This is a genomic window from Rhizobium sp. P1_B8 (assembly GCF_056406515.1).
The window spans coordinates 224,373-239,115 of the sequence record NZ_JBFTZZ010000017.1; the positions used below are offsets into that span (position 1 = coordinate 224,373).

Annotated in this window: 14 protein-coding genes; 13 read left to right on the plus strand and 1 reads right to left on the minus strand. The window is 61.1% G+C overall.

Annotated elements, in window-relative coordinates; genetic code table 11:
* Positions 1-190: 190 nt before the first annotated feature.
* The 13 genes from rpsB to lpxB all read left to right on the plus strand — a co-directional run bounded on the left by rpsB (position 191) and on the right by lpxB (position 13,321).
* Positions 191-958 carry a 30S ribosomal protein S2 gene (gene rpsB, locus AC1D2N_RS21455; RefSeq protein WP_003559062.1) on the plus strand — a complete coding sequence of 256 codons (768 nt, stop codon included), beginning with the start codon at positions 191-193 and terminating at the stop codon, positions 956-958.
* 240 nt (positions 959-1,198) lie between these two features.
* On the plus strand, positions 1,199-2,125 hold the full coding sequence (tsf, locus tag AC1D2N_RS21460; protein ID WP_018241887.1) for a translation elongation factor Ts: 927 nt from the start codon (positions 1,199-1,201) through the stop codon (positions 2,123-2,125).
* Between the two features lie 96 nt (positions 2,126-2,221).
* On the plus strand, positions 2,222-2,944 hold the full coding sequence (gene pyrH, locus AC1D2N_RS21465) for a UMP kinase (protein WP_003539289.1): 723 nt from the start codon (positions 2,222-2,224) through the stop codon (positions 2,942-2,944).
* A gap of 51 nt (positions 2,945-2,995) precedes the next feature.
* Complete coding sequence (gene frr, locus AC1D2N_RS21470; RefSeq protein ID WP_018241888.1) at positions 2,996-3,556, plus strand: ribosome recycling factor; 561 nt, start codon at positions 2,996-2,998, stop codon at positions 3,554-3,556.
* A 37-nt stretch (positions 3,557-3,593) separates the two neighbouring features.
* Positions 3,594-4,337 (plus strand): isoprenyl transferase, encoded by a 744-nt coding sequence (locus AC1D2N_RS21475; RefSeq protein WP_028732002.1) that lies wholly within the window; start codon positions 3,594-3,596, stop codon positions 4,335-4,337.
* Positions 4,337-5,167, plus strand: a complete 831-nt coding sequence (locus AC1D2N_RS21480) for a phosphatidate cytidylyltransferase (protein ID WP_130652311.1) — start codon at positions 4,337-4,339, stop codon at positions 5,165-5,167. Before AC1D2N_RS21475 ends, AC1D2N_RS21480 begins: the two co-directional genes overlap by 1 nt.
* Positions 5,168-5,195: 28 nt before the next feature.
* Entirely contained in the window at positions 5,196-6,329 is a 1,134-nt protein-coding gene (gene rseP, locus AC1D2N_RS21485) for an RIP metalloprotease RseP (RefSeq protein ID WP_130652312.1), read from the plus strand.
* Positions 6,330-6,528: 199 nt separating this feature from the next.
* Positions 6,529-8,868 (plus strand): outer membrane protein assembly factor BamA, encoded by a 2,340-nt coding sequence (bamA, locus tag AC1D2N_RS21490; protein WP_113542290.1) that lies wholly within the window; start codon positions 6,529-6,531, stop codon positions 8,866-8,868.
* 50 nt (positions 8,869-8,918) lie between these two features.
* Positions 8,919-9,986 (plus strand): UDP-3-O-(3-hydroxymyristoyl)glucosamine N-acyltransferase, encoded by a 1,068-nt coding sequence (gene lpxD / locus AC1D2N_RS21495; protein WP_018445462.1) that lies wholly within the window; start codon positions 8,919-8,921, stop codon positions 9,984-9,986.
* Complete coding sequence (fabZ, locus tag AC1D2N_RS21500) at positions 9,979-10,446, plus strand: 3-hydroxyacyl-ACP dehydratase FabZ (protein ID WP_018241894.1); 468 nt, start codon at positions 9,979-9,981, stop codon at positions 10,444-10,446. The genes lpxD and fabZ overlap by 8 nt, the downstream gene beginning before the upstream one ends.
* A complete protein-coding gene (gene lpxA, locus AC1D2N_RS21505) occupies positions 10,443-11,261 on the plus strand; it encodes an acyl-ACP--UDP-N-acetylglucosamine O-acyltransferase (RefSeq protein WP_018241895.1) in 819 nt (272 codons plus the stop codon). Before fabZ ends, lpxA begins: the two co-directional genes overlap by 4 nt.
* Positions 11,262-11,264: 3 nt before the next feature.
* Entirely contained in the window at positions 11,265-12,146 is an 882-nt protein-coding gene (locus AC1D2N_RS21510; protein WP_130652313.1) for an LpxI family protein, read from the plus strand.
* Complete coding sequence (lpxB, locus tag AC1D2N_RS21515; RefSeq protein WP_130652314.1) at positions 12,143-13,321, plus strand: lipid-A-disaccharide synthase; 1,179 nt, start codon at positions 12,143-12,145, stop codon at positions 13,319-13,321. The genes AC1D2N_RS21510 and lpxB overlap by 4 nt, the downstream gene beginning before the upstream one ends.
* Before the next feature lie 31 nt (positions 13,322-13,352).
* Here lpxB and gltA read toward each other — a convergent pair whose 3' ends face one another.
* A complete protein-coding gene (gene gltA, locus AC1D2N_RS21520) occupies positions 13,353-14,642 on the minus strand; it encodes a citrate synthase (RefSeq protein ID WP_018241898.1) in 1,290 nt (429 codons plus the stop codon).
* Positions 14,643-14,743: the final 101 nt, after the last annotated feature.

Sequence of the window (14,743 nt, forward strand, 5' to 3'; positions counted from 1 at the left end):
GCAGGCTGAGCCGCCAGGTTTTTTCGGCATAAGTCTTGCTTTTGTGCCAAATCGAATGTATGGGCACCGGCATTCCACACGTAAGGCATGGGATCGTCCGGGAGAAATCCGGGCTGTTCCGCCCGGTGGCATCCTCGAAGAGGGTGCTGTTCGCCTTGCGGAGGTTCAACCGGAAAAGGAGTAACAAGGCATGGCATTGCCTGATTTTTCTATGCGCCAGCTTCTTGAAGCAGGCGTCCACTTCGGCCACCAGACGCATCGCTGGAACCCGAAGATGAAGCCTTACATCTTCGGCGATCGCAACAACATTCACATCATCGATCTGGCCCAGACCGTTCCGATGCTGTCGCGCGCCCTTCAGGTCGTCAGCGACACCGTTGCCCGCGGCGGCCGCGTTCTCTTCGTCGGCACCAAGCGCCAGGCGTCTGAGATCATTGCCGACAGCGCCAAGCGCTCGGCCCAGTACTACGTCAACTCGCGCTGGCTCGGCGGCATGATGACGAACTGGAAGACGATCTCCAACTCGATCCAGCGCCTGCGCAAGCTCGACGAGATCCTGAACGGCGAAGCCCAGGGCTTCACCAAGAAGGAACGCCTGAACCTCGAGCGCGAGCGTGAAAAGCTCGACAAGGCCCTCGGCGGTATCCGCGATATGGGCGGCACGCCTGACCTGATGTTCATCATCGACACCAACAAGGAAAAGATCGCGATCGACGAAGCCAAGCGCCTCGGCATCCCGGTTGTCGCCATCATCGATTCGAACTGCGATCCGGACCTGATCGACTATCCGATCCCGGGTAACGACGACGCATCGCGCGCGATCGCTCTTTACTGTGAGCTGATCTCCCGCGCTGCCATCGACGGCATCGCGCGTCAGCAGGGCTCTTCCGGCCGCGATCTCGGCGCATCCTCCGAACTTCCGGTCGAACCGGCTCTCGAGGAAGCAGCCGAAGGCTGATGAAAGCGGGCGGATCCAAAGATCCGCCAAAGCTTACAGAGACTGGGAAAGGCCGCTCGCGACTCATCGAAGTTCGGCGGCCTTGCCCGTTTCAGGGCGAAGGCATCAGGCTCTTCGCCAGAGAAGTTTCGTTATGGCGCGTCTTCATCACGCTGTCATACATACAGGTACATTTCGTGCCTCAATCCGGTGCTGAGCCGCGCTTTACGGCCCACCGTATGAACCGACAAGAGGAAGCTAATGAGCGAGATTACGGCTGCAATGGTGAAGGAACTGCGCGAAAAGACCGGCGCAGGCATGATGGACTGCAAGAAGGCTCTTGCTGAAACCGGTGGCGACATGGAAGCGGCGATCGACTGGCTGCGCGCCAAGGGCATCGCCAAGGCCGACAAGAAGTCCGGCCGCACCGCTGCCGAAGGCCTCATCGGCGTTTCGAGCCAGGGCACCAAGGCCGTCGTCGTCGAAGTCAATTCCGAAACCGACTTCGTCGCCCGTAACGATGCCTTCCAGGAACTCGTCCGCGGCATCGCCAAGGTCGCCGTCTCGACCGACGGCACGGTCGACGCCGTTGCCGCTGCGACCTACCCGGCATCCGGCAAGTCCGTTTCCGACACGATCAAGGATGCGATCGCCACGATCGGCGAGAACATGAACCTGCGCCGTTCGACCGCTCTCTCGGTCGAGGACGGCGTCGTCGCCACTTATATCCACAATGCTGTTTCCGACGGCCTCGGCAAGCTCGGCGTTCTCGTGGCGCTGAAGTCGACCGGCGACAAGGAAGCCCTGAACGCCATCGGCCGTCAGGTCGCCATGCACATCGCGGCGACCGCGCCGCTGGCGATCCGCCCGGAAGAAGTCGATGCCGCCGTCGCCGAGCGCGAGCGCAACGTCTTCATCGAGCAGTCGCGCGCTTCCGGCAAGCCTGACAACATCATCGAAAAGATGGTCGAAGGCCGCATGCGCAAGTTCTTCGAGGAAGTCGCTCTTCTCTCGCAGGCTTTCGTCATCAATCCGGACCTGACGGTTGCTGCCGCCATCAAGGAAGCTGAAAAGGCCGTCGGCGCGCCGATCGAAGTTGCCGGCATGGCCCGTCTGCTGCTCGGCGAAGGCGTCGAGAAGGAAGAAACCGACTTCGCGGCCGAAGTTGCGGCTGCCGTCAAGGGTTGATCTTCCAGTCATAATTGGGAAAACACGAAGGGCATCGCGTGACAACGCGGTGCCCTTCGTGTATCGGGCATTCACGGCAATTTACGAGGAGCCAAGATGTCTTTAGAGCCTGTCTATAAACGCGTTCTACTCAAGGCTTCCGGCGAAGCGCTCATGGGTGGCCAGGGTTTCGGGATCGATGTGACGGTGGCGGACCGCATTGCATCCGACATAGCCGAGGCACGGCATATGGGCGTGGAAGTCGGCGTCGTCGTCGGTGGCGGCAATATCTTCCGCGGTGTCGCGGTGGCGTCCAAGGGCGGCGACCGGGTCACCGGCGACCATATGGGCATGCTCGGCACCATCATCAACGCGCTGGCGCTGGCGACCTCGCTGCGCAAGCTGAACATCGACACGGTGGTGCTTTCGGCCATCTCCATGCCCGAGATCTGCGAGAGCTTTTCGCAACGCGCAACCCTTTATCATCTGTCGATGGGACGCGTGGTGATCTTTGCCGGTGGCACCGGCAACCCCTTCTTCACCACCGATTCCGCCGCAGCACTTCGCGCCGCCGAAATGGGCGCGGAAGCGATCTTCAAGGGTACGCAGGTGGACGGCATCTACACCGCCGACCCGAAGAAATATCCCGATGCGACTCGCCTCGACCGCTTGACGCACCAGGAAGTGCTGGACAGGGGGCTTGCGGTGATGGACGTTGCCGCCGTGGCGCTCGCCAGGGAAAATTCCATTCCGATCATCGTCTTCTCGATCCACGAGAAGGGTGGTTTTGCTGAAATCTTGACGGGCGGTGGCCTCAAGACCATCGTCTCCGACAACTGATAAAGCTGCGCCGCGGTTTCGGCGCAGCCCTCGCCAGACGGGAGCATCGACATGAGTGAAGGTATCGATATCAAGGAACTGAAGCGCCGCATGGACGGCGCCATTTCCGCATTTAAGAGCGACATCGCATCGCTGCGCACCGGCCGTGCTTCGGCCAACATCCTCGACCCGGTGACGATCGAGGCCTATGGTTCTCGCATGCCGCTGAACCAGGTCGCCAACATCACCGTGCCCGAGCCGCGCATGCTGTCGGTTTCCGTCTGGGACAAATCGATGGTCAGTGCTGTCGAGCGCGGCATCCGCGAATCCAATCTCGGCCTCAACCCGATCGTCGACGGCCAGAACCTGCGCATTCCGCTGCCGGAACTGAACGAGGAGCGCCGCAAGTCGCTCGTCAAGGTGGCGCACGACTATGCCGAAAAGAGCAAGGTGGCGATTCGCCATGTCCGCCGCGACGGCATGGACGGCCTGAAGAAAGCCGAAAAGGACGGCGTCATCGGCCAGGACGAGAGCCGGGCGCAGTCGGAACGTGTACAGAAGATGACGGACGAGACGATTTCCGAAATCGACCGCTTGCTTGGCGAGAAGGAAAAGGAAATCATGCAGGTCTAGTGGATCTGTGCCTTTGCCTGGAAAGACCGGACGGGAAATGTCGGAATCTATATTTGTGACTGTGCCAGAGCATGTTGCCATCATCATGGACGGCAATGGCCGTTGGGCCAAGCAGCGTGGTCTGCCGCGCACGATGGGCCATCGCAAGGGCGTCGAGGCGGTGCGCGAGACAGTACGCGCCGCCGGTGCGGCCGGCATAAAATATCTGACCCTCTTTGCCTTCTCCTCGGAGAACTGGCGCCGGCCAGAAGCCGAGGTCTCCGATCTGCTCGGCCTGCTCAAGGCTTTCATCCGGCGCGACCTCGCCGAGCTCCACCGCCAAAACGTGCGGATCAAGGTGATCGGCGACCGCCACAGCCTGCGCAGCGATATTCTCGGCCTGCTTCTGGAGGCGGAGGAGACGACCAAGGACAACACGTCACTGACGCTCGTCATCGCCTTCAACTATGGCTCGCGCGACGAGATCGCCCGCGCCGTGGTGAGCCTCGCCAGGGATGTCGAGGACGGCCGCCTGAGGGCGCAGGATATTACACCCGCGCTGATTAACGCCCGCCTCGATACCGCGGGTATCCCCGACCCGGATCTTATTATTCGCACCAGCGGCGAAGAGCGGCTTTCCAACTTCCTCCTGTGGCAGGCCGCCTATTCGGAATTCATCTTCCTTCCGGAATACTGGCCGGATTTCAGCCCTGAGATCTTCCGCTCGGCGCTCGAGAAATTCGCCTCTCGCGACCGGCGCTTCGGCGGCCTGTCGTCGCAGGCGGCTGCGGTCGGCACCTGATGCAGAGGGAACTGAAGCTCCGCATCGTTTCAGGATTGATTCTTGCGGCCATCGTTCTTGCCGCCACCTGGTATGGCGGCCTTGCCTTCCGTATCCTGGCGGTCGCCATTGGCCTGCTGATCTACTATGAATGGTCGAAGATCACCGGCATCGCGCGGGATTGGATCGTCAATGCCGTCGGCTGGATCGGTGAGGCGGCGGTCGCCTTCCTCGTGCTTGTCGGCAATTTCGAATTCGCCGCCGGCATGTTGGCCGGCGTCACCGCCGTCGGCATAGCCCTGGTCATCCTGCATGGTACGAGCCGCTGGTTGCCAGTGGGCCTGTTTTATGCCGGCGTCACCGGCCTGGCGCTTGCCGCGATCAGAAGCGATGACCGGCTTGGCCTTTACGCCATGCTCTTCGTTTTTGCCGTCGTCTGGGCGACCGATATCCTTGCCTATTTCGTCGGCCGGGCGCTCGGAGGACCGAAGCTTGCTCCTTCGATCTCGCCGGGAAAGACCTGGTCCGGCGCAATCGGCGGCGCCGTTTCGGCGGTCGCAGCCGGCGTCGTTCTCATCCATTTTCTCCTTCCGGGCGCTGAAATCATCGCCGCCTTCGCAGCGCTTGTTCTCTCCATTTGCAGCCAGTCCGGCGATCTTTTCGAATCGTTCATCAAGCGGAGATTCGGCGTCAAGGATTCCAGCCGTCTCATTCCGGGCCATGGCGGTGTCATGGACCGTGTCGACGGACTGATTTTTGCCTGTTTTTCGGCGTTCTTGCTTGCAGGGCTTTTTTCCCTGATAAAGGGGACCGGAATGACGTCGCTTGGCGCGGCATTGTTCGGACTCTGACAACGCGGCAGTCTGACGGAAGGCACTCATGGAAACGCTGAGCGGCATATACGCATTTTTGATGGGGAATATCGTTACCTTCATCCTCGTGCTGTCTCTGCTCGTCTTCGTGCATGAGATGGGCCATTACCTCGTCGGGCGTTGGAGCGGCATTCGCATCCTTGCCTTTTCCGTTGGCTTCGGTCCGGAGATATTCGGCTTCACCGATCGCCACGGAACGCGGTGGAAGATCGCGGCGATCCCGCTTGGCGGCTACGTCCGGTTCTTCGGCGACGAGGATGCCTCGAGCAAGCCCGACACCGACAAGATCGCCGCCATGTCCGAGGAAGACAGGGCGCGCTCCTTTGCTGGCGCCAAGCTGTGGAAACGCGCTGCAACCGTCGCGGCTGGCCCGATCGCCAATTTTCTGCTGGCGATCGCCATCTTCACCATTCTTTTCTCGGTCTATGGCCGCACGATCGCCGATCCTGTCGTTGCCGAGGTCAAGCCTGATGGCGCCGCGGCTGCCGCTGGCGTGCTTCCAGGCGATCTATTGGTCGCCATCGATGGCGGCAAGGTCGAGACCTTCGACGACGTGCGCCGCTATGTCAGCATCCGTCCGAGCCAGAAGATCGTCGTGACCATCGAGCGTGGTGGGCAGAAGCTCGATCTGCAGATGGTGCCGCAACGCGTCGACATGACTGACCAGTTCGGCAACAAGGCTGAGGTCGGCCAGATCGGCATCGTCACCAACCAGCAGGCCGGCAATTTCCGCCTGCAGACCTATACGCCGCTGCAGGCGTTGCGTGAGGCTGTGCTCCAGACCCGGGATATCGTTACCGGCACCTTCAAATATATCGCCAACATCTTCAGCGGAACGATGCGCGCCGATCAATTGGGTGGGCCGATCCGCGTGGCGCAAGCTTCGGGCCAGATGGCGTCGCTTGGGATAGGCGCGGTGTTGCAGCTTGCGGCGGTGCTTTCCGTTTCGATAGGATTGCTTAACCTGATGCCGGTTCCGGTACTTGATGGCGGCCACCTGATGTTCTATGCGGTGGAAGCGGTGAGGGGAAAACCGCTGGGCTCTTCGGCCCAGGAAATTGCCTTTCGCATCGGCCTGGCGATGATACTGACATTGATGGTTTTCACGACCTGGAACGATATTGGCTCGTTGAGAGGGTAAACGAGCAAGGCGAGGGTAATTACTATTTATTTACGATGTTTCAAGGCTGTAGTGGCGAATGGGTCACGCTTGCAAATGAAGTAAACAGAAATTAACGACCTGCCTTGCTTGTATGTCAAAAGCGGGTAAAACGACACACGTGACCGGAATCGGGTTCTCCTGGAACCGGGGACGAGGGAAACAAAAGGTAATGGGTGAAATGAAGGCTGGTTCAAAGTTTTTGAACGCAGTATCGGCGGTTGCGCTGTCTGCTAGTGTTGTTGCTTCGGGCGCAGGTGCTTTGACGTTCGTTTCCGCTACGGCCGCTGAGGCCGCGGTTATCCAGCGCATCGATGTGCGCGGCGCAAGCCGTGTCGGCGCGGAAGCCGTTCGGTCGAACCTCACCATCGCTCCTGGAAAGAGTTTTTCGAACAGCGATATCGATGCATCGGTCAAGCAGCTCTACGGGACGGGTTACTTCTCCGACGTCAAGATCTCGGTCTCCGGAAGCACGCTCGTCGTCAACGTTCAGGAAGCCCAGCTCGTCAATCAGGTCGTCTTCAACGGCAACCGCAAGATCAAGGACGACAAGCTCGCGACGATCGTCCAGACCCACGCTGCTGGTCCCTACAGCGACACCCAGATCCAATCCGACATTCAGTCGATCAAGGAAGCTTACGCTGCCACCGGCCGCAGCGAGGTCGAGGTCACGACGCAGGTGGTGCCGCTCGGCGAAGGCCGCGTCAACCTCGCCTTCGTCATCAACGAAGGTGATCGCACCAAGATCGATTCGATCAACTTCGTCGGCAACAATGCCTACAGCGCCGGCCGCCTGGCTGCCGTCATCAACACCAAGCGTTCGAACTTCCTGTCGTTCCTGACCCGCAAGGACGTCTATAACGAAGACAAGCTCCACGCCGACGAAGAAGCGCTGCGCCAGTTCTATTACAATCGCGGCTACGCCGACATGCGCATCGTTTCTTCCGATGCCGCCTTCGACGACGCGACCAACAAGTACACGCTCACCTTCAACATCGAGGAAGGCCAGCGTTACGACTTCGGACCAGTGACCGTCCAGTCGACCGTCGAAGGCGTCGGCTCCGACCAGTTGCAGCCGCTCGTACGCACTCGCGAAGGCCAGGTCTATAACGCCAAGGAAGTGCAGAAGTCGATCGAGGCGATCTCCGATCAGGTGGCGTCTGCCGGTTATCCCTTTGCGCGCGTCACGCCGCGCGGTAACCGCGACCTCAACAACAACACGATCGGTGTCGAATATCTGGTCGACCAGGGCGAGCGCGCCTATGTCGAGCGCATCGAGATTCGCGGCAACAGCCGCACGCGCGACTACGTCATCCGCCGTGAATTCGACATGAGCGAAGGCGACGCCTTCAATCAGCAGATGATCACCAAGGCCAAGCGTCGCCTCGAAGCGCTCGGCTATTTCTCCTCAGTCAACATCTCCACCCAGCCGGGCAGCTCCCCGGACCGGGTCGTGGTGGTTGTCGATGTGCAGGATCAGTCGACCGGTTCGTTCGGTGTCGGTGCGGGTTATGCCGCCGGCGGCGACGGCCTGCTGCTCGAAGCCTCGATCGAGGAAAAGAACTTCCTCGGCCGCGGCCAGTATATCCGCATCTCGGCCGGCGGCGGTCAGGAAGGCTCGCGCGCCTACGGCGTCAGCTTCACCGAGCCTTATTTCCTTGGCTACCGTCTGGCGGCAGGCTTCGACGTCAACCGCAGCGAAACGTCGAGCAATGACAACTACGATTACGAGGAAACCAGTGTCGTCCTGCGCGTCACCGCGCCGATTACCGAGGATCTGGCGACGACCTTCCGTTATAACTACAAGCAGATGAAGTATGACGCTGATAACAGCGATCTTTCCGATCTGTCTGCTCCGTATCAGCACCTGGTTGAGGACAGCCCGTGGACACGTTCTTCCGTCTCGCAGACGCTGACCTACAACACGCTTGACGACACGGTCCTGCCACGCGAAGGCATCTATGCGACGGCGACGCAGGAAATTGCCGGTCTCGGCGGTGACTCGCAGTTCTACAAGATCTACGGCAAGGCTCGTTACTACCGTCTGCTCGCCGACGATGCCGATATCATCGGTTCGGTCTCGGCTTCGGCGGGTTATGTCATCGGCTTTGGCGACCATCTGAACGTCTTCGACCAGTTCACGCTGACCAACGGTGACATTCGTGGCTTCGAAAACAAGGGTATCGGCCCGCGCGTTTCCGGTACCAACGACGATCCGCTGGGCGGTACCACTTATTTCACAGCATCGGCCGAAGCGACCTTCCCGATGCCCGGCTTCCCGCGTGACTTCAACCTGCGCGGCGCGGTCTTCGCCGACGCCGGCACGTTGTTCGGCAACGACGTTGACCTGAGGGGCGACGGCATCGAAGGCGAAGACGCCTCCCTGCGCGCTTCCGTCGGTGTCGGTGTCGTCTGGCAGTCTCCCTTCGGTGCGTTGCGTCTGGATTACGCGATCCCGGTCCTCAAGGAAGACTTCGACAAGACGCAGAACTTCAAGTTTGGCATCAACAACCAATTCTGATATCGGCAGTCCGGAACTGTAAGACTCAATTCCGTTCTGGAGCATTGCCGATGGAGCAAAACGTTTTCTTTCTGCCCCATGAAGGTCTGAAGCTCGCTGAGCTGGCAGAGTTTCTTGGGGCGGAACTTGTCAATTCCGACCATGCCGGTGTTATTGTCAGGTCCGTTGCCCCCATCAGCCGGGCACGGGCAGGCGATGTCTGTTATATCCTGTCGCGCCGCAGCCGCGATGAGCTGGCGACATGCGAAGCCTCGGTGGTGATCTGCGACAAGGCGCTTGCTGATCTCGTACCTCAGCATATCCCGGTCATTCTGTCGTCCAATCCGCATGCGGCCTTCGCGATGGCGGGCGGCCTGCTTTATCCCGCAGCCTTGCGCCCGGTCACCTTTTCGCCAGGTGAAGGCGAGATCGCGCCAAGCGCGGTGATCGATCCGAGCGCCAAACTCGAAAAAGGTGTGATCGTCGAGCCGATGGCCGTCATCGGTGCGCATGCTGAGATCGGCGAGGGGACGCGCATTGGCGCGCAGAGCATCATCGGTCCGGGCGTCAAGATCGGCCGGGATTGTTCGATTGCGGCCGGTGCGAGCATTCTCTGTGCACTGCTCGGCAATGGCGTCATCATCCACAACGGCGTCCGCATCGGCCAGGATGGTTTCGGCTACGCGCCGGGTCCGCGCGGCATGATCAAGATCGTCCAGATCGGCCGGGTGATCATTCAGGACAATGTCGAGATCGGCGCCAACACCACGATCGACCGCGGCGCCATGGACGATACGGTGATCGGCGAGGGCACCAAGATCGACAACCAGGTCCAGATTGGCCACAACGTTCAGATCGGCCGCCATTGCGCCGTCGTTGCGCAGGTCGGCATCGCCGGTAGCGCGAAGATCGGCAATGGCGTGCAGATCGGCGGCCAGGTCGGCATCAAGGGGCATGTGACGATCGGCGACGGCGTGCAGATCGCCGCCCAAAGCGGTATCATGACCGATCTTGCCGCCGGCGGACAATATGGTGGCACACCTGCGCGTCCGCTAAATGACTATCTGAGAGATGTCGCGCAAATGATGTCCAAGACGAGAGTGCGCGGGAAGAAACCTGGAGGCGAGCAAAATGACTGAGGAAGCCACGACAACGCTTTCTTCGGCTGACATCATCGAGATCATGAAACTGCTGCCGCATCGCTACCCGTTTCTCATGGTCGACAAGATCATCGAGATCGACGGCGACAACACAGCGATTGGCATCAAGAACGTCACCGTGAACGAACCGCATTTCACTGGCCATTTTCCGGAATCTCCGATCATGCCCGGCGTTCTCTTGATCGAGGGCATGGCCCAGACCGCGGGTGCGATCTGTGCCAAGAAGGATGGACAGCCCGGCAACCTCGTCTATTTCATGACCATCGAGAATGCGCGCTTCCGCAAGCCCGTCGTACCCGGCGATCGTGTTGAATTCCATGTCAAGAAGCACAAGCAGCGCGGCAATATCTGGAAATTCCATTGCGATGCCAAGGTCGACGGCGCGCTTGTCGCCGAAGCCGATATCGGCGCGATGATCGTTCGTAAGGATCAGGCATGAGCACTATCGCCGAAAGCGCCCGCATTCATCCGATGGCCGCCGTCGAAGACGGTGCTGTTATCGGTGAGGGCGTCAAGATCGGTCCCTTCTGCCATGTTGGGTCGCACGTCGTCCTGCATGCGAATGTCGAGCTTTTGTCGCATGCGGTCGTTACCGGCCGCACCGTGATCGGCAAGGGCACGCGCATCTTCCCGATGGCGGTCGTCGGCGGCGATCCGCAGAGCGTGCATCACGGCGGCGAGGAGACGACGCTGACGGTCGGCGCCAACTGCACGATCCGCGAAGGCGTGACGATGAACACCGGCACGGCCGATTTCGGCGGCCAGACGATCGTCGGCGACAACAACCTCTTCCTTGCCAATTCCCATGTCGCGCATGACTGCCGGGTCGGCAATCACGTGATCATGTCGAACAACGTCATGCTCGCCGGTCATGTCGTCATCGAGGATCGTGTCATCCTGGGCGGTGGCTCGGCCGTTCACCAGTTCACCCGCGTCGGCCGTCAGGCCTTCGTCGGCGGGCTCTCGGCAGTGAGCTACGACGTCATTCCCTACGGTATGCTGAACGGCAATCCCGGGCTGCTGAGCGGCCTCAACGTCGTCGGCATGACGCGCGCCGGTGTCGACCGCGCCGTCATTCATAGAGTGCGCCGCGCCTACAAGTCGATCTTCGAAGGAACGGGCTCGGTCCGCGAAAACGCCGCCGCCATCCGCGAAGAATATGCCGATTGCGAGCAGGTGGTCCACATCCTCGATTTCATCGCCGCTGACAGCGACCGCGCCTTGTCCTCGCCGACCCGGGGACAGAAGGGCTAGTCCGTGACTTTATCCGGCGACACCGCTGCGGGCCGGCTGGCGATCATCGCCGGCGGCGGCCTTCTGCCTTCCTATGTCGCCGAAGCCGCGCGAGCGGCGGGTGAAAATCCCGTCATCGTCGCGCTGAAGGACGAAAGCGACCGGCGCTGGGAAGGGTATGACCATGCCGTCATCGGCATCGGCGATTTTGCAGCTCTCGAGGGCCTCTTGAACCGCTACGGCATCGGCCGTGTCGTCATGTCCGGCAGCGTGCGGCGCCGGCCGGAATGGCGCGAGGTGCGCCCGACGCTGCGCACTCTGATGAAGATGCCGGCCGCGATCCGCACCTTGCTGTCCGGCGGCGACGATACGGTGCTGCAGATGGTGATCCGGCTGATCGAGGGAAACGGCCGGCGCGTCGTCGGTGCCCATGAGATCGCCCCCGACCTTCTTGCCGCCGTCGGCCCGCTCGGCACGGCGATACCGGGCGAAGAAGACCGGCGCGATATCAACCGCGCGGCGGAAGCCGCCGAAATGCTCGGCCGGCTCGATGTCGGCCAGGGCGCCGTCGCCATCGGCGGGCGTATCGTCGCGCTGGAGGGTCTTGAGGGCACGGACGAGATGCTGGAGCGTGTCGCGGGTCTCAGAGCCGCCGGGCGCATCTCGCCGCGCCGCCGCGGCGCGCTTGTCAAGCTCTGCAAGCCGCAACAGGATATCCGTGCCGACCTGCCGGCGATCGGCGTTTCCACGGTCTTGAACGCGAGGAAAGCCGGCCTTGCCGGCGTCGCCGTCGAGGCCGGCCGCTCGCTGGTGCTCAATCGCGCCGCCGTCATCAAAGCCGCTGATGAGGCCGGGCTTTTCGTCTGCGGCATCGATCGCGGCCTGCCGTCATGGGGGCTCGAATGAACGGGGCGCCGCTGAAGATCGCCGTCATTGCCGGCGAGGTGTCGGGGGATCTGCTTGGAGCAGATCTCATTGCCGCCCTGAAGCGGATTCATAGCGGACCGGTGGAACTCGTCGGCGTCGGCGGCGAGGGGCTGCAGGCGGAAGGCTTGCGGTCCCTGTTCGATTTCTCCGAGCTGTCGATCATGGGCATCACCCAGGTGCTGAGTCGGCTGCCGAAGCTCTATACCCTGATCCGCCAGACGACGGCTGCCATCATTGCCGCAAAGCCTGATATTCTTCTCATTATCGACAGCCCGGATTTCACCCATCGCGTCGCCAAGCGTGTCCGCACCGCGCTGCCCGATCTGCCTGTTGTCGATTACGTCTGTCCGAGCGTTTGGGCCTGGAAGGAATATCGCGCCACGCGCATGCTCGGCTACGTCGATCATGTGCTCGCCGTCCTGCCCTTCGAGCCGGCAGTGATGCGCACGCTCGGCGGGCCTGAGACCACCTATGTCGGCCATCGCCTGACCGCCGATCCGGCGCTGCTCGAAGCGCGGCGGTTGCGCGCCGGGCGCGCACCCGTCGGCGAAGCGGGTAAGACGATCCTGATGCTTCCTGGGTCAAGATCCTCCGAAATCAGCAGGCTGCTGCCGTTTTTCGAGGACGCGGCCAGGGAACTCGTCGCCCGCAACGGCCCGATGCGTTTCCTGCTGCCCACCGTGCCGCACAATGAAGCGCTGGTGAAGGGTCTCGTCGCCGGCTGGGCCACGCCGCCGGAGGTCGTGGTCGGATCCATGCAGAAGTGGAAGGCCTTTGCCGAAGCGGATGCGGCGATGGCGGCTTCCGGTACGGTCATCCTCGAACTCGGCCTTGCCGGCGTGCCGACGGTGTCCGTCTATAAGACGGATTGGATCATCAGCCTGCTGACCAAGCGCATCAAGGTATGGACGGGCGCATTGCCCAATATCATCGCCGATTATGCCGTCGTGCCGGAATATCTGAACGAGGTGGTCCGCGGCGCAAGCCTGGCGCGCTGGATGGAGCGGCTGTCGGCCGATACGCTCCAATTGAAGGCAATGAACGAGGGTTACGATCTCGTCTGGCAACGCATGCAGACCGAAAAGCCGCCCGGCGAGCACGCCGCCGAGATCCTTCTCGACGTGCTGGAAAAGAAAAAACCCGGTCATTTCTGACCGGGTTTTCTTTTGGGTTCTTTTAAAGCGATCAGCGCTTCGAAACCGGGATGTAATCGCGCTTCGGTTCGCCGACATAGAGCTGGCGCGGACGGCCGATGCGCTGTTCCGGATCCTCGATCATCTCGTTCCACTGCGCGATCCAGCCGACGGTGCGGGCAAGCGCGAAGAGCACGGTGAACATGGTCGTGGGGAAGCCCAGCGCCTTCAGCGTGATGCCGGAATAGAAGTCGATGTTCGGATAGAGCTTCTTTTCGATGAAATATTCGTCGGTGAGCGCGATGCGCTCCAGCTCCATCGCCACTTCGAGCAACGGATCATCCTTGATGCCGAGTTCGCCGAGCACTTCATGCGTCGTCTTCTGCATGATCTTGGCGCGCGGATCGTAGTTCTTGTAGACGCGGTGACCGAAGCCCATCAGGCGGAACGGATCGTTCTTGTCCTTGGCGCGGGCGATATATTCCGGAATGTGGTCGACCGAGCCGATCTCGTTCAGCATGTTGAGCGCTGCTTCGTTGGCGCCGCCATGCGCGGGGCCCCAGAGGCAGGCGATGCCGGCGGCGATGCAGGCGAACGGGTTGGCGCCCGACGAACCGGCGAGACGGACGGTCGAGGTCGAGGCGTTCTGCTCATGATCGGCATGCAGGATGAAAATGCGGTCCATGGCGCGGGCAAGCACCGGATTGACCACATATTCCTCGCAAGGCACGGCAAAACACATGCGCAGGAAGTTCGAGGCATAGTCGAGGTCGTTCTTCGGGTAAACGAAGGGCTGGCCGATATGGTACTTGTAGGCCATGGCGGCAAGCGTCGGCATCTTGGCGATCATGCGCAGGCTGGCGACCATGCGCTGGTGCGGATCGGTGATGTCGGTGGAGTCGTGGTAGAAGGCCGACAGCGCGCCGACGCAGCCGCACATGACGGCCATCGGATGCGCATCGCGGCGGAAGCCGGTGAAGAAGCGGCTCATCTGCTCGTGCACCATGGTGTGGTGCGTGACGCGATAATCGAAATCCTTCTTCTGCACGGTGGTCGGCAGTTCGCCGTAAAGCAAGAGGTAGCAGACCTCGAGGAAGTCGCCATGTTCGGCGAGCTGCTCGATCGGATAGCCGCGATGCAACAGGACACCTTCGTCGCCGTCGATGTAGGTGATTTTCGATTCACAGGATGCAGTCGACGTGAAACCCGGATCGTAGGTGAAGGAAGCCGTGTTCTTGTAGAGGGCACCGATATCGATGACGCTCGGGCCGATCGTGCCGCTTTTAACGGCAAGGTCGACTGATTTGTCACCGATTTTTATTGTAGCGCTTTGATCCGTCATGCTGATCCTCCGAAATGGCGGTGGCGCCATAAAAGCGCCATAGGGGTTAAGCGTCCTCACCGATAGCTATATGATCGCGAGGCTAATGCCAAGTTACCGTG